The 19,010-nt window shown below is 60.0% G+C and carries 15 protein-coding genes; 1 reads left to right on the forward strand and 14 read right to left on the reverse strand.

The features are described from left to right. Positions 1-113: 113 nt before the first annotated feature. The 11 genes from D7X94_RS03430 to D7X94_RS03480 all read right to left on the reverse strand — a co-directional run bounded on the left by D7X94_RS03430 (position 114) and on the right by D7X94_RS03480 (position 12,106). Entirely contained in the window at positions 114-479 is a 366-nt protein-coding gene (locus D7X94_RS03430) for a YccF domain-containing protein (protein ID WP_120426303.1), read from the reverse strand. A gap of 20 nt (positions 480-499) precedes the next feature. Further along, positions 500-1,051, reverse strand: coding sequence for a DJ-1 family glyoxalase III (locus D7X94_RS03435; RefSeq protein WP_120426304.1), 552 nt, complete (start codon positions 1,049-1,051; stop codon positions 500-502). A gap of 35 nt (positions 1,052-1,086) precedes the next feature. Next, a complete protein-coding gene (locus D7X94_RS03440) occupies positions 1,087-1,734 on the reverse strand; it encodes a dTMP kinase (RefSeq protein ID WP_120426305.1) in 648 nt (215 codons plus the stop codon). Beyond that, positions 1,731-2,501, reverse strand: a complete 771-nt coding sequence (gene thyX / locus D7X94_RS03445) for an FAD-dependent thymidylate synthase (RefSeq protein WP_120426306.1) — start codon at positions 2,499-2,501, stop codon at positions 1,731-1,733. The genes D7X94_RS03440 and thyX overlap by 4 nt, the downstream gene beginning before the upstream one ends. Before the next feature lie 10 nt (positions 2,502-2,511). Beyond that, a complete protein-coding gene (locus D7X94_RS03450) occupies positions 2,512-3,891 on the reverse strand; it encodes an ABC transporter substrate-binding protein (RefSeq protein ID WP_120426307.1) in 1,380 nt (459 codons plus the stop codon). A gap of 518 nt (positions 3,892-4,409) precedes the next feature. Further along, positions 4,410-5,261: a hypothetical protein gene (locus D7X94_RS03455; RefSeq protein WP_120426308.1), complete on the reverse strand. Its 852-nt coding sequence runs from the start codon at positions 5,259-5,261 to the stop codon at positions 4,410-4,412. Between the two features lie 27 nt (positions 5,262-5,288). Then, positions 5,289-6,140, reverse strand: a complete 852-nt coding sequence (locus tag D7X94_RS03460) for a hypothetical protein (protein WP_120426309.1) — start codon at positions 6,138-6,140, stop codon at positions 5,289-5,291. 173 nt (positions 6,141-6,313) lie between these two features. Beyond that, positions 6,314-6,844 (reverse strand): nitroreductase family protein, encoded by a 531-nt coding sequence (locus tag D7X94_RS03465; RefSeq protein WP_120426310.1) that lies wholly within the window; start codon positions 6,842-6,844, stop codon positions 6,314-6,316. A gap of 412 nt (positions 6,845-7,256) precedes the next feature. Further along, complete coding sequence (locus tag D7X94_RS03470) at positions 7,257-9,566, reverse strand: transglutaminase domain-containing protein (protein WP_120426311.1); 2,310 nt, start codon at positions 9,564-9,566, stop codon at positions 7,257-7,259. Next, positions 9,563-11,038 (reverse strand): alpha-L-fucosidase, encoded by a 1,476-nt coding sequence (locus tag D7X94_RS03475; RefSeq protein ID WP_442857875.1) that lies wholly within the window; start codon positions 11,036-11,038, stop codon positions 9,563-9,565. The genes D7X94_RS03470 and D7X94_RS03475 overlap by 4 nt, the downstream gene beginning before the upstream one ends. A gap of 9 nt (positions 11,039-11,047) precedes the next feature. Then, positions 11,048-12,106, reverse strand: coding sequence for a radical SAM protein (locus D7X94_RS03480; protein ID WP_120426313.1), 1,059 nt, complete (start codon positions 12,104-12,106; stop codon positions 11,048-11,050). Positions 12,107-12,301: 195 nt separating this feature from the next. On the opposite strand from D7X94_RS03480, the gene D7X94_RS03485 reads away from it, so the two are divergent. Beyond that, the gene (locus tag D7X94_RS03485) at positions 12,302-14,080 is read left to right on the forward strand and encodes a Na/Pi cotransporter family protein (protein ID WP_120426314.1); all 1,779 of its coding nucleotides are present in this window, start codon (positions 12,302-12,304) and stop codon (positions 14,078-14,080) included. Positions 14,081-14,606: 526 nt separating this feature from the next. Here the strand turns inward: D7X94_RS03485 and D7X94_RS03495 are convergent. The 3 genes from D7X94_RS03495 to spoIIR form a co-directional block, all read right to left on the reverse strand. Beyond that, positions 14,607-14,795 (reverse strand): hypothetical protein, encoded by a 189-nt coding sequence (locus tag D7X94_RS03495; protein WP_120426316.1) that lies wholly within the window; start codon positions 14,793-14,795, stop codon positions 14,607-14,609. Position 14,796: 1 nt separating this feature from the next. Then, on the reverse strand, positions 14,797-18,105 hold the full coding sequence (locus D7X94_RS03500) for a PD-(D/E)XK nuclease family protein (protein WP_120426317.1): 3,309 nt from the start codon (positions 18,103-18,105) through the stop codon (positions 14,797-14,799). Positions 18,106-18,214: 109 nt separating this feature from the next. Next, positions 18,215-18,817 (reverse strand): stage II sporulation protein R, encoded by a 603-nt coding sequence (spoIIR, locus tag D7X94_RS03505; protein WP_120426318.1) that lies wholly within the window; start codon positions 18,815-18,817, stop codon positions 18,215-18,217. Positions 18,818-19,010 lie beyond the last annotated feature (193 nt).

Raw genomic sequence — 19,010 nt, forward strand, 5'->3', positions numbered from 1 at the left:
TTGCTCGAGCTTTTTCAAAAGCTCGCAGGGTGTGGGACAGCGTCCCACGACCTTGCCGTAGCCGCATGGCGGCGGAGGCCACACAGTATTACTCCCAAAAATATCCCCGCTGGCTAAATCTCCGCCACTTCCGCCCCAAAGGGCATCAGCGCCAGCTTAGCGATCTTGAAGCACTGCTGTCCAAAGGGAATCCCAATGATGGTAATACACAGCAGCAGGCCGTTCAGCGCCGCCGCTATGGCCAGAGGAATCCCGCTGAGGATCAGCCAGAGAATATTGGCAAGCATAGACACCGCGCCGCCGCCATAGCGCACGGTCTTTCCAAAGGGAAAGAAGGCCAGCCCGGCGAACTTGAAGCACTGCAGCCCGATGGGAATCCCCACAATGGTGACGCACCATAGGCACCCGGCCAAGCCCCAGGAGAGCCCCTGCCAGAAGCCCCCAAAGACGAACCACAGAACGTTGCCCAAGCAGCTCATTCCGCTCCCTCCTTCCTGATTCAGAGGGTTTCGAACTGGATGCCAGCCCGGATTGCATCCGCAGTCTCTTTCGAGGTCAATGCCTCCGCCAGCTTCAGGCCAAATTGGACGGACACTCCCATGCCCCGACCGGTGATAAAGAGGCCATCCTGGACCACATAGTTCTCGCTGAGGATTCCGCCCCCTTCGGCCACGTCCTTCTGGAAGTTGGGGAATGCCGTGGCATTCCGGCCTTTGAGCAGTCCCTTGTGGGCCAGAATGGAGGGCGCGGCACAGATGGCAGCCAGAAGTTTGCCATTTTTCGCGCAGGCATCCACCAGGGCCTGGACCTCCTGGGATTTTTCCAAATTGAGAGTTCCCGGCAGCCCTCCGGGGAGCACCACACAGTCCAAGCCTGTGGTTTCCGCCTGGGCGATTTCCAGATCCGCCGTTACCTCCACTCCGTTGGAGGCGGCTACCCGTTTTCCGGTCACGCCCACGGTTCTGACCTCCACTTTCGCCCGGCGCAGAATATCTACCGGGGCCAGGGCTTCCACCAGTTCGAACCCCTCCGCCAACAATACATATACCATATAGTATTCTCCTTTCTAGGTTGTTTCATTCGTTTTCATACCAAGGCCCGGAGCACCCTCTGATGGATCTTCTCCACAGACAGGGGCTCCCCGTTCTCCGCGCAAGGCACCAGGGTCCAGCCCAGGGTTTTTGCCGCAAAACAGGCGCAGGCCGCACAGCTTTCCAGAAAAGCCACGTTCCTTTCGTGCAGGTCCTTTTTCTCCGCCTCCCCCTGATACCGTTTTTCCAGCAGCTTCTGGGAGACGGGCACCGGCATATCCAGCAGGATCACCTGGTCGGGCCGGGGCAGGCCCAGCTTGTTGTACTCGAAATCCTCCGCCCAGGCAATATAGCTCTCCCACTGATCCTCTGGCAGCTTTTCCATCTGGTAGATGAGGTTCGACGTGACGTACCGAGCTGCCAGAATCGTCACCCCGGCCTCATAGTCCCGCCGCCAGTGCTTCTGATAGCTGGCGTACCGGTCCACCGCGTAAAAGGCTCCGGCGGCATAGGGGTTCACATCCCCCGGGGCTCTGCCGAACTCCCCCGCCAGATACATCTTCACCAGCGCGGAAGAGGGCGAGCTATAGTCCGGGAAGGAGATGGTCTTTACCTCTCCCCGCTGAGAAAGAAATTTTTCCAGCAAGGGGAGCTGAGTGCTCTTGCCTGTGCCGTCCAGCCCCTCGATGACAATCAGGCTCATGAGGTCTCCCCCAGTCTCCGGAACCGTTCCCGTACCACCTGAGCCTGGCCGCAGCTCATCTTCCCCTCGGGGCAGCCCCCCCGCAGGCAGGGCGGTCCGGCCTTCTCAAAGATATGGGGCGCGACGGCTCTCGCCAACCGGAGCATCTCTGTGGCCAGTTCCCGGATCTCCCACTGCGCCCGATTGCAGCACCGGTGGGTGAAGAAATTCAGCAGGGAGCGGGCGTTCATGGTGCAGATCAATTTGGTGGCGCAGGCGTTGGGCAGTACGAACCGGGCGTCCTCGATGGCTTTTTTCTCCGCTTTTCGGGCCGCGTTTTTCTCGTCCAGCCCCTGGGCCAGGAAATCTTTTTTATGTCTCTCCTGGAGGAGCTCCGCCAGCCGCTCATAGTGACGCTGGTCCTCCTCCATGGCCTGAAGGAATTCTGCCCTGGCCTCTGGCAGGGCCTGGACCTCCGGCGGCACGATGAATTCAAAGGCCGCCTCCTTCACATACCGCTGGCTCTGGACGCTGTAAGAAGCCAGCCGGTGGCGGGTGAGCTGGGCCAGTAAAGAGCGGGAGACTCCCTCCACCCCAAAGGTAAAGCTGGCGTGCTCGATGGGGCTCTCGTGACCGATCTCTGTGAGCATATCCAAAAAAGCGCTGGTTTTTTCCTCTGTAAGCCCCTCCCGCACCGTAGCGATTTCCGCCGCCGAATAGCACAGCTTGGCCGCGCAGGCCACGGTTCGTTCCGGGTCCGGGGTATAGGCCAGTAACTCGACTCTCATAGCCGCCTCCTCATTCTTCTGTCAGCCAGGGGATAGGCAGGCCCTGGTGGTTCAAAAAGGCCTCCCGGCACCGGCTGTCCATGGTTTCCAGCAGTTCCCCCGTAGAAAGGCTCCCTGCCAGAAACTCCCCCAGCTCCCGCTGGAACACCTGGTCCTTTTCCGCGAAGCCACTGACGGTCCGGGGAATTCCGGCATAACGGCAGGCGGAGTCGTTCAGCATCGTCATCTCCGCCGCCCGGTCCCCTTCCAGCAGGGAGGGTTCCATGGACAGGGCCTCCTTATAGATAGGAAGGGTCCCCAGAGCCTTAGCCAAGTGGGTATTATTGTCCCCGTTCGTCAGATAGCACAAAAAATGAATGGCCTTTTCCGGCTCCTGGGTATCCGCGCGCACCCCCCAGCCTATCCAGCGGCAAGGCGTAACAGCCATATTCCCATCTCCCTGGGGAAAGCCGGCGGCGGCCCAAGTCCCCTCGGGCATCTTTTTCGCCAGCTCCGCCGCAGTGCGGGCGTCGGCGATAAGGACCCCTGCCTCGCCGTTCACAAAAGCCTCCACAGCCTCCGAACCGCTCATATCTCCTCTGTCCAGGGCGGCTTCGTATACCTGGCGGAACGTCTCTACAGACTTTTCCGCCTTCTCGTGGGAGAAGATGGTTTCCCCCTCATTTCCCGGGAGATAGTAGGCCCCGGCCGGATCCGCCAGGCCCCCTGTACCCAAATTGCTCCAGAGGATGGAGAAAAAGCAGTCCTCCGCAAGCTCCCGGCTCACTGCCATCCGGCCCTTGTCTCCTAATTTTTCCGGGACTTCCAGGACCCTGCCCCAGTTTTCCAGCCGGACCTTCTCCTGGGCGGTAGTCTTGTCCTCGTTAAACTGATCGAACCAGTCTTTCCGGTAAAAGAAAAGGTTCTGGCCAATATCCACAGGCACCGCGTAGACGCTTTCCCGGCCCATGTAGTGCATGATATAGCCAGCTCCGGCGGTAAGGCTTCCCTCGTTGTCCCAGAAATCCATGTATTCCGAGAGGTCCAGAAGGTCTCCGGCCCCGCCTGCGCCGCTGTCCTTCACCAGGACGATATCGGCAGGCTCCTCCCCATCGCTGTTCATGGGCAGCAGCTCCACGGCGGTATTGGGAAAATCCGCCTGATACTTTCGGATAATCTCCTCCACCGCCTCTTCCATGGCATGGTCGTAGTCCGCCATATCATTTCCCGCCCCCAGGCTCATGCTCAGCTTCAAAGAGGCGGGCCGACCATCGTTTTCTGGAAGGGTCTCCGTCTCGTAGACGACCTCTTTCTCCGGTTTGCTCCCGCAGCCCCCCAGGACCAGGGCTCCGGCCAGAGCCAGACAAAGGGTGGTGATCCCCAGCTTTTTGATTGGATTCACGGGCTTCATTGAACCGCCGCCTTTCTTCCTTATGGTAAATTGAATTCAACAAACTTTTTGAGAGTTTTTATGGGGGGAACGGTGCGCAGGGCAGCTTAGCAGCAGGCACACGGCCGAACGGGAACTTTGAGCTGAGATACTGCGCCCAGAGCCGGCTTACTCCGGGACGAGGCCCCTTTTTTCTCTTGCAAAGGGGCCTCTTGCAAGAGTTTTGCTTTGCAAAACTCGGATAGCTAACCGAGCAGAGCGAGTGTTAACTATTATTCACACACCAAAAATACGCTTCTCAGGTGTTAGGGTCAAAGGCAAGACCGTGGGGCTTCGCGTCTCACACCCCCGCCACTTTTGAAAAAGTGGACAAAACTTTTCCCAGGTTAACTGGGGTGGTCCAGTCCAAGGTGAGAGTTCGTAAGACGAAGTCTCACGAACTCTGGTCGCCGAAGGCCATCACATGCTCCAAATAAAGCATATCATTTTGGAGTCTCTCTAAAAACTTTGGAAAGCCGTCTTTTTTCCCGTTTCGGCATTTACAGCTCTTTCGCGTACATCACATACCTCCCCAGGCTCCGGATCCCCAGCTCCTTCACCGTGGGGGCCTCGTCCGTGTCGTGGAAGTAGGTAAAGGTCTCCATGCCCTCCGCCTTGCCCTGGTTCAGGGCCCGCACCAGCAGCGCCCGGAGGGCCTCCTGGTCGAATTTTCCCCCAGCATAGTCCAGGCCAAAAATCTCCAACATCCCGTCCATGCAGAAAAAGTAGATCACCGCAATGTCCTGCCGGTCCCGTTCCAGCAGGTAGAGCTGCCAGGTATCCAGCGCCTCCCGCAAGTGGGCGTTGTCCCAGTACATCTTCCCGTCCCATTGGGCATGAATAGCGGCGAAGCGGTCAAAATTCTCCTTGGTAATGGGGATAACCACCGTGCTCTCCGGCTTGGGCTCGTATTCCTCAAACCTCATGACCCCCACCCGGCTCTCCTCGTTCAAGGGCCAGCCCAGCTCGATTAAGTGATTGACCGCCCGGGTGTTCTGGTCCGAGAAGCCAAAGTGCATGGTAAAGCCCTGATATTTCCGGGCCAGATAGGCCACCAACTCGTCCATAGCCTGTTCGGTCCTGTCCTCTGTGCAGAAAGCCCGGGTGTCAAGATATTTGTCCTCAGGCAGGGCAAAGTAGTGGAGCCAGCCCAGGGCTTTGCCGTCCTCCTCAAAGAGAAGAATCTCCTCATGCTCCCGCTCAAAGACACAGGCGGAGGCCTCCTCGAACTCGGACTTCTTCTTTAGGCCGTCCGCATAGGTGGGATAACCGGAACGGCTCATGTCCAGGGCCAGGCTGTAGGCCCAGTCCAGGTAATTTTTGTATTCGCTTTCTTTTAGTGCTCGTAGCATTTGATTTCAATTTCCCTTCTTCTATTTTTACAGCTCCTTCGCGTATAGCACATATGTCCCCAGGCTCCGGATCCCCAGCTCCTTCACTGTGGGGGCCTCGTCCGTGTCGTGGAAGTAAGTAAAGGTCTCCATGCCCTCCGCCTTGCCCTGGTTCAGCGCCCGCACCAGCATGGCCCGGAAGGCCTCCCGGTCAAACCGGTTCTCCACATAGTCCATGCCGAAAATCTCCAGCATCCTGTCTCTATAGACGAAGTACACGCTGGCCAAATCCCGCCCATCCCGGCGGTACACGTAGATGTGCCACTGATCCAGAGCCTCCCGCAGATGGGCGTTGTCCCAGTACATCTTCCCGTCCATATAGGCGTGGAGGGTCGCGAAACGCTGGAAATTCTCTTTTGTGATGGGGACGAGCTCCCCCGTCTCGGGCCGGGGGGTGTAGTCCTCAAACCGCATCACCCCTACGAGACTCTCATCGTCCAGGGACCAGCCCAGCTCTTTCAGGTGGTTGACCGCCCGGGTGTTCTGGTCGGAAAAGCCCATGTACAGGGTGAAGCCCGGGTATTTCCGGGCCAGATAGGCGATCAGCTCGTCCATGGCCCGCTCGGTCCCGTCCTCTGTGCAGAAAGCCGTGGTTTGAAGATACTTGTCCTCTGGCTGGGCGAAGTACTGAAGCCAGCCCAGAGCTTTGCCGTTTTCTTCAAAGAGAAGGATCTCCTCGTGCTCCCGGGCAAAGACCCGGGCGGCGTGCTCCTCAAAGTCGGATTTCTTCTTTAGGCCGTCGGCATAGGTAGGATAGCCGGAACGGCTCATGTCCAGGGCCAGGCCATAGGCCCAGTCCAGATAGTCTCTATATTCGGTTTCCTCGAGTGCTCGCAGCATTTGATTTTCCTTTCTCTTGGGGCCTGTCCAAAACGAAATTTCCCATATTTGTCTATTATAACTTTTTCAGAAGAAAAAAACAAGCCGCCGGGGAGAACTTCCTGCCCTGGGGCCTGTTTTTTCCAAAATGTTCACATTTTGTGGGTCTTTCCGGTGCGGTTCTGAGCAACCCTCTACACCCGGACCACGTAGCCGTCCTTCCGGGGCCTAGGCTGGGGCAGGGGGCCGGCGGCGTATCCCAGGGCCAGGGAGCCCACACCCCGGAGGTTCCCGGGCAGGCCCCATTTTTCCAGCAGAGCCTTGCCCTCGGGGAGCTGGAACATCTCGTGCTCCCCGTGGATCCAGCAGGAGGCGGCGCCCAGGGCATGGGCGGCGACCATCATAGTGGCAAGGACGCAGGAGGCATCCTCCACGCAGGTGTTCCGGGCGGGGTCGGCCAGAACCAGAAGGATCGTGGGCGCGCCGTAATAGGGATCCCCGCTGCCGCCTCTGGCCTGACAGTTCAGCGCCTGGACGGCGGCGCGGTCCTCTGGGTTCTCCACGGCCACGATCATCGGGGACTGGGCCCCCATGCCTGTGGGCGCGAAAGTGCCCGCTTTCAGAATGGCGTCCAGAATTTCCGGAGCCACGGGATCAGGACGGTAGCTTCGCACGCTTCTTCTGGTAAGCAGGGCCTGCATGACAGGATTTTCTATTATATCCATTCGTATCACTCCTTTTGCTTATTTCATACTTTCTGAGAGTATGTTTTGGAGTCTCGCCTGCCGGTTCGGTCGGTGCTTGACGGTCCCCACCGGGGACCAGCACCCCCAGACCCCTGACCAGCTGTAAACTTGGCGTTGCCAAGTTTACAGCTGGACCGGTCAAAGCTAACCAGGGTAAAATGTTTCGTAGACTTCGTTTCACGAAGTCTTGCCTTTCTCAAAGGCTGCGGGGTTCTTAGGGGGCGACAATCGCCAGTGGCGATTTCCCGTCGCCGACCGAGGCGGCAGCCGAGACCCCTTGCGGCGGAGGCCACTCCGTATGACTCTCAAACCCTATACTTTCTGGACGGCAAAGGTGTTTTGGGCCTCCGGTCTCGCCCGCCGGTTCGGTCAGTCGCTACATGCACGTACGCTATTCGGAAAGGATCACCTGCGTCAGGTGCGCGGCCAGATCCACCGATCCCACATTGTACCCCGCGCAGGCAAAGCGGCCATAGCCCTCGCCGTCCGCCAGCACCAGCAGGGGCAGACGCCCCGGCTCCAGGTACATCCGCCGGGCCGCCGCCTCCGCGGCCTCCCGGTTCTCCGGCCAGAGCTTTGCTCCGGGCAGGCGCTCCCCCAGGGCCTCCCCGCCGATGAGGTGCACCCCGCAGCACAAAGCCCCCAGCTTCTCCGCCGATTCCTGGAGCTCATTGAGTAGATGCTCCGTGGGCTCCGCGCCGGGGTCCACCCAGCACAGCAGGCTGGGCCCTTCCCAGGAGATCCCCAGGGGCGGCAGCTTGAGCCTTTGCAAAAGCTCCTCCCGGCTGGCTTTCCGGAACCGGGCCTCCACTGTCCGGCTCTCTCCGGCCTTTAGATTGATCTCCTGCATTTCTCCCAGCTGATTCCCCCCCGGCAGGCGGGTGGAGGCAATTAGCCGGTACTCCCCGGCGGGCAGCTCCACGGCCTCCCCCGGCCGCAGGGGAGCCATCCGCCAGCCCTGGTCCCAGGCCATCAGCCCCAGGGCTCCCCGCTCTCCCGGCGGGGTTTTCACCGTGAGCCAGGCGGACGCCTCGCCGCCGGCCCGGCGGAAGGCTCCCTCCCGCCAGAACTCCGGCCAGCCTCCCGGCGCGATTCTGGCCGGGATTCCTTTTGCCCGGCACAGGGCGCAGAACAGCGTCCCCCGCCCGGCCTCCTGGACCGCGCCTAGCTTCCAGGCTCCCGCCGGGGTCTGGGGCAACTCCGGAAAGCTCTGGATGGTGGGAAGGGCCTGAGCCAGCCCCCAAAGCTCTTCCGGGGAATCCGGCAGCGCCGCCCCTTCCAGCAGCTCCCGCCAAGGGGCCAGGGGCTCCAGCCCGATCCGGGGACAGAGCAGGGCGCTCTCGAAAACCTCCCGCGACAGGCCGCTTTCGTGGGCCAGGGCCCCTTCGCAATCCCGCCACAGGGCTTCGGGGAGGCTTCCCGCCCGGTCTTTCCGGGTCAGGGTTCCCAGAGCCCACCCGGCCAGCGGCCTCCTCTCAGAAGGGGGCTCCGCCCGCTTGCGGGCCCTGCGCGCCTCTTTCAACCGTTCCATCTCCCGGCGGCGGGACTGCTTCTCCTCCTCTGTCAGGGCCGGGGACGTGCGGCCGGAATCCGCCGGGGCCAGGAAGTCGAAGCTCCCCGGCTCCACCCGGCTCCCCGACAGAGTCAGAAGCGCCTTTTCCGTCTCTCCCGTGTGGACCAGTGCTTCCCCGAAAAGACCGTCTTTCTCCGCCGTCACCCAGAGGCTTCCCAGTCCCAGGTTCAGCCGGGCCTCGCCATTCTCTCCCGCAATCCGCCGGGCGATTTCCCGCAGTCCGCCGTCGTTCAGCAGATAGATTCCGATCTCCGCCCTGCAAAGAGGCTCTCCCTGGGGCCCGGCCACTCGCACCTCAAAGGGCCGGGCTTTGGCATACCGGGCGGTGACACTCTCATAGGCCACGCCCTCCCGCCGGTTCAGGTCCAGGGGGCTGACGCCCGGAAACAGGAACTCCCAGCCCGGGGCCTCCCCTACAAAAACTTTGGTGTGGCAGAGCATGGCCCGGCCCGCCGCCGGGATGAACCAGCCCATGTCCAGCCGGGGCTCCGGCTCGCAGGCCCCCAGAAAGCGCCAGTGCGCCCCATCCCAGGCCTCCACCCAGGCGTGGTTGTCGTCGCAGTGGGACCATCGGGGGGCATAGACCTGCCGGGCGGCGATGCCCACGCTGCGCAGGGCGTTCACCGCGAAAACCGACTCTTCCCCGCAGCGGCCCCAGCCCCGGCGGTAAATATCCAGGGCCGAGGAGGTGGTGTCATCCGTAGAGCGGTAGACCACGTTCTCCCCGCACCAGCGGTTCACCTCCAGAATGGCCTCTGGCAGGCTCAGCCCCTCCAGCCGGAGGGCCAGTTCCCGGCGAAACATGCCCCGGCAGGGGTCCAGCTTTTCCGTATTCACCCGGGGATAGAGCACGTCCTTGCAGAAGAGCTCCTCGGAAAGCGCCGTGCACCAGGGAAATTCCTCCCGGACCAAAAGCCCCTCCCGGACAGAATCCAAAACCAGCTCCGGGGCATAGTCCCCCAGGTCCGTGAGAGGCAGGGTTCCCGCCAGATACTGGAACAAGACCCGCGCCTCCCCCTCCAGGCTCTCTAACTTTTCTCGCCAGCAGGGCAGGCGGGCCCACACGGCCCCCCGACCCGTCCAGGCGGCCCGGGCAAACTCCAGAAACTTCTCCGAAAGCTCCATCATTCGTCTCTCAGCTCCACCTTCAGCACAGTGTCCACCGGGTCCGACAAAACCGGATCCGGACCCAGATCCGCAAAGACCACGTCCGGGTAGTTATCGGTGATCCAGCTTCCCGCCAGGCGGATCTCCGCCCCGGTGGCCAGCCAGCGGACGGCTTTCACCTGTTCCTTCCGTAGGCCCGCCAGGGGCATGGCCCCGATGGTGTTCTCAAAAAGATGGTAATAGAGGATATTGCCCTTCCGGGTGATCCGGCCCATGTCGGGCTTGGGAATTCCCGCCTTACCGCAGCCGTAGACGCTCTCGCTGTTTTTGTCCATCCAGGCTCCAATCTCCGAGAGGATCTCAAGAGACTCCGCCGGGATGTTTCCCTTGGCGTCCGGGCCCACGTTCAGAAGGAGGTTGCCCCCCTTGGACACGCACTCCACCAGCTTCTTGATGAGCATGGGGGCGGGCTTGAAGAACCGGTCCAGGGCGCAGTAGCCCCAGTTGTTGTTCATGGTGACGCAGGCCTCCCAGCACAGGTCCCGGCCGTTCTTGTCCAGCAGGCCGCCCGGGGGAATGATCTGCTCCGGGCTGACGAAATCCCCGTGGTAGGGCTTGGGGTCCCCCTCCCAGAGGGAGCCGAATCCCTCGCCGCTGACCTCCAGGCGGTTGTCGATGATGATTCCGGGCTGAAGCTCCCGGACCATGGTGACCAGCTCCGTGGCCCGCCAGGTTTCCCCGCGCATACAGTTCTCCCCCTCTCCATAGGAGAAGTCGAACCAGAGGATGTCCAGCTTGCCGTAGTTCTCGCACAGCTCCCGTACCTGGCCATGCATGTAGTCCAGATAGCGGTTGAAGTCCCGGCCCTCGTTGCCACATTCCGGATGGTTGCGCATGGGATGGTTCTGGTCCTTATAGTGGGGGTAGTCCGGGTGGTGCCAGTCCAAAAGGGAGTAGTAGAGGCCCACCTTCAGGCCCTCGGCCCGGAAGGCGTCCAGGAACTCCCGCACCAGGTCCCGGCCGCATTGGGTCTTGGTGGACTTGAAGTCCGTGAGGGCGCTGTCAAAGAGGCAGAAGCCATCGTGATGCTTGGAGGTGAGGACGGCATACTTCATCCCCGCCGCTTTGGCGGCTCTGGCCCAGGCCTTGGGGTCATAGTCCACGGGATTGAATTCGTCAAAGAAAGGGAGGTACTCCTCCTCGGGCATCTGCTCGGTGCTGCGCACCCACTCGCCCCGGGCGGGGATGGCGTAGAGCCCCCAGTGGATGAACATGCCGAACCGGGCCTCTTGATACCACTCTATGCGCTTTTCATATTCTTCTCGGTTAAACTGATACATTTTCCTGCTCCTTTCCCTTCTTGGGTTTGATGGTATTATATCCGGGTTTTCCCCTGTGTGCTTGACGGATCCTGGCCGGTTTTTAGGATAATATTCATCTTTCCCCCACAGGCTTTGACTCCTATACTTTCTAAGAGACAAGCGGCTACGCACACGCTCTCTCTAAAAGTATCCAATCCGGGCCGGAATCCTCAGCTCTGTCAAGCCGCGATATATCACGCTGGGATAATCTCCAAAGAGCGCTTCCTGGGGCAGCTCCGACAGCTGGTTGATTAAGCGCTCTTTGGCGGGCAGCTTGTCCACATTATAAAACGCGCCGTAATCCCGATTGCCCGGCAGGGCCCGGATAGCCCTTGCGGCCTCTTCCAGATCAATGTGCCGCAGGTCCCCCAAGCATTGGGTTTCCGCGCCCGAATTTCCCACATAGAGCCGGCAGTCCGGATGCAAAGACAGATACAGCTCCTCCTGCTCCTGGGAAAATAAGTCCGGCAGGCTCTGGTCTTGCAGCCACCGGATTCCCGCCGCAACCGTGCTGTGCTCAATCGAATTCATCAGCGCCGCCTCATCCTGGCCCCACTCAGAAAGATGCCCGGCAAGGCCCGCCGCCATGCCGGCCGAGGCCCGGTATGGCTCGAAGTCCATCATATTGCGGTGGGGGGTAAAAATGGGGATCACAAAGCCAATATACTGGGGACGAAGCCGGTCCAACACACGGGATATTCCGTCCGCGTCCTGGACAAAAAAGCGGTTCAGCATCAGAGTGACCTCCAAAGAAGCCCCCTGCTCTTTTAGATATTCTCCCGCAGCCACAGCGGCGTCAAAGGCTCCCCCGCGCCGGACGATTCTGTCATGATGTTCCGGGCTTCCATGGAGGGTGATGCCGAACGTATGGTAGCCGCAATCCAGATACGCGCGGACTACCTCGGCCCTATCCCCGCGCCCCATCAGCGCAACTCCGGTGGTCATGCCATGGTGATAATTCTGGATGTTCCGGGTGTTCGCCGCAGCGGAAATAATCCGTGCAATTTCCGGGTGATTCATCGGCTCATGGTCCAATGTAAAACTGGTCTCATCGGGCAGAAGCGCCGCCAGCCTGTCCAATTTCTCCATGCACAGCAGGGCGTCTCCCGTTGCCATCATCGGACCGGGCCCCCCGTTCACATAGCAGTGCCGGCAGCGGGTATTGCAGCCTGCCAGCAGAAAGTCGATGTTAATCATCATGCTTAAGCTCCTATCGTATCTCCATCACTTGTCTCTCAGTATAGTATATTGATTTTACCACAAAGTGAACCGAGTTTCTACCGGTTGCGGGAATTCTCCGCATTTTTTCCAAAACCCATTGATTTGCCCCCGCCCCCTATGCTATCATATATTTGTATTGGCATAGTTCGGGATATTTCGCGAGGAGTTGTCAAAATGGATATTTTTTCCGTCTTTACCCTGATGGGTGGCCTGGCCTTCTTCTTGTACGGCATGAACGTGCTCTCCTCCGGCCTGGAGAAAATGGTGGGCGGCAAGCTGGAGTCTGTCCTGCGTGCCATGACCTCCAACCGGTGGAAGGGACTGGCCCTGGGCGCGGTGATCACCATTGCCATCCAGTCCTCCTCCGCTATGACAGTGATGCTGGTGGGCCTTGTGAACTCCGGCATCATGGAGCTGAGCCAGACGGTCAGCGTGATTATGGGTTCCAGCATGGGCACCACCCTCACGGCCTGGATCCTCAGCGCCACGGGCATTGAAAGCGACAGCGTCTGGCTGCGGATGCTGAAGCCGGAATCCTTCTCCCCGGTGCTGGCTCTCATCGGCATCGTCATGGTGATGGTTGGCAAAGAGGGCAAAAAGCGGGACGCGGGGAACATCCTGCTGGGTTTCTCCATCCTGATGACCGGCATGACCTTCATGAGTCAGGCGGTGAGCCCCCTGGCGGAAACCCCTTTCTTCCATGAAATCCTCATTATGTTCCAGAACCCCCTGATGGGCGTGCTCATTGGCACAGTATTCACCGGGGTGATTCAGAGCTCCGCCGCTTCGGTAGGCATCCTCCAGTCCCTGGCCATGACCGGCAGCATCACCATGAGCATGGCCTTCCCCATCATCACCGGGGCCAACATCGGCACCTGCGTGACAGGCTTGCTCTCTGCCATCGGCGCCAATAAGAACGCCAAGCGAGTGGTTGCCGTCAGCGTCTATTTCAAGGTGATTGGCACGGTGATCTGCCTCTCCGCGTTCTATGGCCTCAACGCCATCTTCCATTTCGACTTTGTGGACGCGCCCATCAGCGCCTTGGGTGTGGCCGTGGTACATACGCTTTTCAACGTGGTAAACACCTTTGTGCTTCTGCCTTTTTCCAAGCAGCTGGAGCAGCTGGCCAAGCTCACCATCCGAGACAAGAACACCCAGATCTCCCTGCTGGACGAGCGCCTGATGCTCTCCCCCGGCTTCGCCATCGCGGAGTGCCGCACTTTGGCCGTAAAAATGGCCCACGCCGCCCGGGACTCCATGCTGGGGGCCATCCAGATCACCCGGGACTATGATCCAAAAATTGCCGCAGCCATCACCCAGCAGGAAGAGGAAATTGACCTGTACGAGGACACTCTGGGCACCTTCCTGGTAAAGCTCAGCAGTAAGGACCTCTCCCACAGCGACAGCAGCGAAGCGGCGGAACTGCTCCACGCCATCGGGGATTTCGAGCGCATCGGGGACCACGCCGTAAATATTCTGCGGGTGGCTCAGGAGATCCACGACAAAGACCTGCGCTTCTCCGACAAGGCCCAGATGGAGCTTGCGGTGATCACCCAGGCCATTGTGGACATTCTAAACCTGACGGTAGACGCCTTCGAGCGGGAGGACACCATCGCGGCCGCCCGGGTGGAGCCCCTGGAGCAGGTGGTGGATGGCCTCAAGACCGAGCTGAAAAACCGGCATATCCGCCGGCTGCAAGAGGGCCGCTGCACCATCGAGCTGGGCTTTGTGCTCACGGACCTGCTCACCAACTATGAGCGGGTGTCCGATCACTGCTCCAACGTGGCCGTAACGGTAATCCAAATCCAGAACTCCGCCGCCATGGACGCCCACGGCTACCTGAACGAGCTGAAGAACTCCGGCAGTCCGGCCTTTACCAAGGCTTACAACGCCTATCTGGAGCAGTACAGCCTGCCCGCCTCTCCCGGCTCCGCGCCGGAGGAAATCGCCTGAAGAAAGCGCCCCGCTCCCCACCCATGGGAAGCGGGGCTTTTTGTAGCGTAATACGGAGTGGCCTCCGGCACACCGCGCCAAACGAGGCGAAATGAGCAGGCTGGGTTTCGCGGTGGTGTCAAAAAGATAGACGCTCGCGCGGCTCGGTCTATCTTTCCGTTTTGCTTCGCAAAACTCTGCCAAGCTGGGTGCGGACGCTCTCAGCTGGCCAGGGGCCTGTCTCACCTGCCGGTTCGGGCGGGTCAGAGCAAGAGTTCATGCCTGCATGAACTCTTCGCCACTGGCGATTTTCCCCGCCCCTTGACCGCGCAATGTCACTCCTCATTACATTCGTCGTGAAGGTTTTGATGTTTTGACGAGCTGACCCAACAACCGTAAAAGTTTCGTAGACTTCGTAAAACGAAGTCTTACCTTTCTCAAAGGTGGCAGGGTGTGCCTTAGCAGAGTCCCACGACCTTGCCGGAATGCGCGAGAGTTCGCTTGCGAACTCTTCTGTGCGCATGGAGGCCTTCCAATACTCAAAAAATTATTCTTTCTTCTTCCCCTCTTCCAGCAGGAGCTTCACCGCTCCATCCTGGTTCACCGCCCGCAGGACGCTTTGCCGCCTTTCCAGCGAGAGCAGCAGCGTCAGCAGCAGGTTCAGAAATGTAACGATTCCCAAGGCCAGTTTTGCCCCTGTTCCCGGCTTCCTCCTGGCTCCGCCTTTCTTCGCCATCTCAATGACCTCCTTTCTCCACGATCCGTTCCATTGCCTCTTTTTCCGTCAGCCGCTCTTCCTCCACATCTCGCTCTCCCAGCTCCTTCCCGCATACCGCCCCGTAGGGGCAGTACTGACAGGCGCTATGATTCTTCATATTGGGCCGCGCTGCGGCTTCTCCCTCCAGCAGGGCCTGGCCCATGGAGGCAACCAGACGCTTCGAATGTTCCAGCACCAGCCCCAGATGTTCCGGGCTCAACACAGAGCTACGGCTGTCCGGAGTTCCGTCCTTTTTCAGCGCCGCAGGGATGAATTCCCCCTTGGCCCCCGCCTCCATGGCCTGAATGATCCCGCTGTCGTCCAGAACCAGCCCGCTCATCTTCAGCTGGCGGCGGTTTACCTTTTCGACCTCTTCCTGGCCCGACCCCCGCTCCGCGCTTACCGCAGGCTCCCCCGCAGGCATATAGAGGATTCCCGCCGGAAGGTTCTTTCCATCCTCCACCAGCGCCGCCAGATACACCAGCATCTGCATGTTCAGCCCATAGAGCACGTCTGCCAGCTTAAAGGACTTCTTCCCGGTTTTGTAGTCGACCACCCGCACATAGCTGCGGCCGTCCGGACGGCGGTACACGTCCACCCGGTCGATGGTCCCCCCCACCGTCACCACCCGGCCGTCCCCCGTCTCCACCCGAAGGGGCGGGGCGTCCTTTCCCAGCTTCCATTCCATATGCTCCGGCACAAATCTGCTCTGAGCCAGTTCCGCCTCAATATGCCGGATGAGCTTGCAGGCCGACTGAGCCATCCGATCCAGCCGGTATTTCTCCCGGCCGGAAAGCAACTCCAGCCCCCCCATGTTCTCCCGGGCGTAGGCGCCGATCAGCTCCCGCACCATTTCCAGCAATTTTTCTTCTCCGTATCCCGCCCGCTCCCCAGAGGGAATCCGGAATATATTTTCCAACAGATAATGCATAATGGTGCCGTATTGCAACACATCCACCTGAGCCGGGCGGCGTTCCCGAGCGTTCAGCCCGTACCGGCAGAAATATTTAAAGGGGCAGCTGTGGTAGGTTTCCACCTGGGTGGGCGAGAGGAAGATTCTCCCGCCATAGAGCTTTTCTGCCAAAGCCAGGTCCTCTACCCGCTGGGGACGTTCTCCAGCGGCCCGTTCTAAAGCCTCCAGCCGTCCCGCATAGTCCGGGTCCTCCCGGATGAACTGCCGCAGCGCCGCCCCCTGAGGGCTGTTTTCCTGCCACCGGGCCGCCATTCTGGAAAAAGCCGCCTCCCGGGAGTTGGCGAAAAACTCCTCGGGCAGATCCCGCACCGGCTCCAAACAGGGAAAAACGCCGCGTACCCCGGCCACCAGTTCGCTGGGCTCCTTATCTTCTCCGCCCGCCGACCGGGGCCAGGATATGGTTAGGCGTTCGCTGGGGGCGCAGGCCACCGAATAGGCCAGATATCGTTCTTCTATGGCTTTCTGTTCCAGGGGATCCCCCAAAGGCAGGTCCAGGGCGATGAGCTCTCGCCGCTCCCCATCGGAGAACACTCCCGAGGACCGGGGGTTCAGGGGAAAATCTCCCTGTGTCACCCCGATCAAAAACACCGCCTTGGGAGAGGACTGCCGCACCTGTTCCGCCGTGCCAAAGACCACCTCGTCCACTGTTTGGGGAATTTCCGACACATCCTCCCCGGCCAGCACCTCCTTTAAAAGGCGGTAATACCGCTCCCGCGAGGTTTTCCGGTCCCCCAGGATGCTGTGCATCTGGTCCAGAACTTCCATCAGCAAATCCCACACCCGCAGCTGGCGGGCGGCAATGGCGTCCTCCCCGTCCAATTCCAGCCGCCGGCAGTACTCCGGCAAGCCCTCCTCCAATCCGAAATCCATCAGCAGCTGGTATACGGCCTCGCTGATCTCCGCCCCGGAGGCATCCGCGGTCCTCTCTCCAAAACGCGCCAGGGGAGGGATCAGACGCTCCCGCAAGGCATTCAGCTCCTCAAGGCACGCCGCGTCCTCTTCGGTCATCTCCCAGCCAAAGCCTCTGGGATGCCGGATAAACACATCCCGCCAGGCCGCGCCGCTCAGCCTCCAGAGGAAGGCGTAGTTTTCCAAATCGGAAATCTCCTCGGGGGTAAACCCGGCCACTCCGGTTTTCAGCATTTCCAGCAGCTCCCCGGTATCCAGCCCGCTCTGCACCGCCTCAAAGGCCCCCAGCACGAACCGGGTTACAGGTTCCCCGTCCACCCGGACCGGCTGGGACAAAAAGCAGGGCACGTCCCGCTTCTTTAGCGCCACATCCAGGCTGCCATAGTACTGTTGAGGCGAACGGCAGATAATGGAAATGTCCCTGTAGCGCATTCCCTGAGAAACCAGCCCCCGGATGGACGCCGCCACATATTCCGACTCTTGGAACACGTCTCTGGCCTCGAACAGAGTAATTCCCTGGGAGTCCTGGGAGACAAGGCCCTCTTCCGGAAAGAAAAGCTGTGCCTCCAGGAGCTTGAGGCTTTCATTTTGAAAGCGGGGAGAATGGGTGAGCGTCACCGGGGGCAGCAGGGGAATCTGATTCTCTTCCGCCAGCCGGGTAAGCCGCCAACGGGTGCGGTCTACCAGGGCAAAAAGCCCCGCGCCGTCTTGGGACAGTCCATCCGTACACAGGGAGACAAGCACGCTGTCCGCCTGGCGGAGCAATTCTTCCAGCACACCCAGCTCTTGGGGGGTAAAGCCCTCGAAAGAGTCCACCGCAATGGTATACCCGGAAAAGAGCCCCGTTCCCTTCAGCGCCTCCAAAAGACGGGTGAGGTCGTCCCGGGAGTCCAGGTAGGAGGCCGCTACCAGCGCGTTATAGGCCGCGTAAATAATCCCCAGTTCCCGGAGCTTTTGGGCAAGGCCCAGGCTTTTCAGTTCTCCCGAGGCCTCTGTCAGCCGTTCCGGGGGAATGCCGCACAGCTTCATTTCGTTCACCGCCGTGAGCATCAGATCGGTAATCCTGCCGGATTTGGCGGCGCTCTTGTACACTTCCAGCTGATCTTCGCAGGCGGCGATAGCCGAGGACATTAGAATCCGCCGGCCGCCATCGGTAAGCCTGTGCCCCGCCGCGCCCCCCACCTGGCGGAACACTGTCTCTGCCAGCCGGGTGAAGCTATAGATGCCGATGGCGTTGGCTCGCTGAGGGCCCGCCAGGCGCAGCATAGCTTTTTCTGTCTCAAAGCTGTACTGCTCCGGCACCAGCATGATGCATTTGCCGTCTCCCTGGAGGCTTCGGTCTGAAAGTACCTGGCGGAGATATTCCGTTTTCCCGCTGCCTGCCCGGCCCAATACAAATTGCAGCATTTGCTCCTCCCACAGGCCGCGAGGGTCCCTCACATGCCCAGTTTTTGCTACAATTATACACCCGTTTCAAAGTTCTGGCAAGAGAATATGTTTTTGGACTTAATTAACGTTATCCCCCGGCCAACCAGTTTTTCAGCTCCTCATACCACTCTGCCAGTTTGAACTCCACCTGATACCGGCCCGGACTCTGGGCAACCTTCCGCTGGTTTTCCGGTAGCGTGGCCAACACGTCCTTCTCCCCGGCGGCGGGCAGACAGAGAGCCGGGAACACCACGCACCACCAGTTATGCCCTTCCCCCTCTCCAATCACCACCCGTAAAGCTCGATACCGTCCTGCCGGCAGAGTGAAATTCTCATAGGTCCTGGTGGGAAAGAACTCCTCTGTCACTTGAACTGTCGCCCGGTCTGTAAAGCCATTTGCCTTTATAACATTCTCCGCCGCCCCCCGGATCCCCTCCAGATGGGTACAGATCTGTACATTCGCCTCTTCCAAGGTCTCCGCTCCCTGGCACCAGCGGTTCGCCTCTTCCAATACCGCGTCCCGGACCCGCAATTTCAAGTCCTGGTCCTCTTGCCTGTCTGAGTTGGCCACCACATGCAGGCGCAGAATATTCTCCGGCAACTGTTCGCTGGCCGCAGCCACCCGCAGCCATCCGCAGCTAGCTGCCAGCAGGAAACCGCAGGCCATCACTCTTGCCGCAAATCGTTTCATGAAATCCCTCTTCTCTTCAGATCGTTGGAAAAAGTATGGGCAGCGGGATAAAGTTTATACAGGGCTTTCCAAAATTGCATTTTTGTGTTATGATGGACACAAGATTTTGCTTATCCGGACAGAAAAGCAGCCCTTGCTATATCCCATGGGTTTTTGTTCTTCCCTTTGACGCTCTGCTCTTAAAGACTGGCAG

This window comes from Acutalibacter sp. 1XD8-33 (assembly GCF_003612555.1).
In the GTDB taxonomy this organism is placed as follows: Bacteria; Bacillota; Clostridia; order Oscillospirales; family Acutalibacteraceae; genus Acutalibacter.

Coding starts and splice junctions, on each gene's coding strand:
- D7X94_RS03430 (WP_120426303.1), bottom strand. CDS start 479: ATGAGCTGCTTGGGCAACGTTCTGTGGTTCGTCTTTGGGGGCTTCTGG.
- D7X94_RS03435 (WP_120426304.1), bottom strand. CDS start 1,051: ATGGTATATGTATTGTTGGCGGAGGGGTTCGAACTGGTGGAAGCCCTG.
- D7X94_RS03440 (WP_120426305.1), bottom strand. CDS start 1,734: ATGAGCCTGATTGTCATCGAGGGGCTGGACGGCACAGGCAAGAGCACT.
- thyX (WP_120426306.1), bottom strand. CDS start 2,501: ATGAGAGTCGAGTTACTGGCCTATACCCCGGACCCGGAACGAACCGTG.
- D7X94_RS03450 (WP_120426307.1), bottom strand. CDS start 3,891: ATGAAGCCCGTGAATCCAATCAAAAAGCTGGGGATCACCACCCTTTGT.
- D7X94_RS03455 (WP_120426308.1), bottom strand. CDS start 5,261: ATGCTACGAGCACTAAAAGAAAGCGAATACAAAAATTACCTGGACTGG.
- D7X94_RS03460 (WP_120426309.1), bottom strand. CDS start 6,140: ATGCTGCGAGCACTCGAGGAAACCGAATATAGAGACTATCTGGACTGG.
- D7X94_RS03465 (WP_120426310.1), bottom strand. CDS start 6,844: ATGGATATAATAGAAAATCCTGTCATGCAGGCCCTGCTTACCAGAAGA.
- D7X94_RS03470 (WP_120426311.1), bottom strand. CDS start 9,566: ATGATGGAGCTTTCGGAGAAGTTTCTGGAGTTTGCCCGGGCCGCCTGG.
- D7X94_RS03480 (WP_120426313.1), bottom strand. CDS start 12,106: ATGATGATTAACATCGACTTTCTGCTGGCAGGCTGCAATACCCGCTGC.
- D7X94_RS03485 (WP_120426314.1), top strand. CDS start 12,302: ATGGATATTTTTTCCGTCTTTACCCTGATGGGTGGCCTGGCCTTCTTC.
- D7X94_RS03495 (WP_120426316.1), bottom strand. CDS start 14,795: ATGGCGAAGAAAGGCGGAGCCAGGAGGAAGCCGGGAACAGGGGCAAAA.
- D7X94_RS03500 (WP_120426317.1), bottom strand. CDS start 18,105: ATGCTGCAATTTGTATTGGGCCGGGCAGGCAGCGGGAAAACGGAATAT.
- spoIIR (WP_120426318.1), bottom strand. CDS start 18,817: ATGAAACGATTTGCGGCAAGAGTGATGGCCTGCGGTTTCCTGCTGGCA.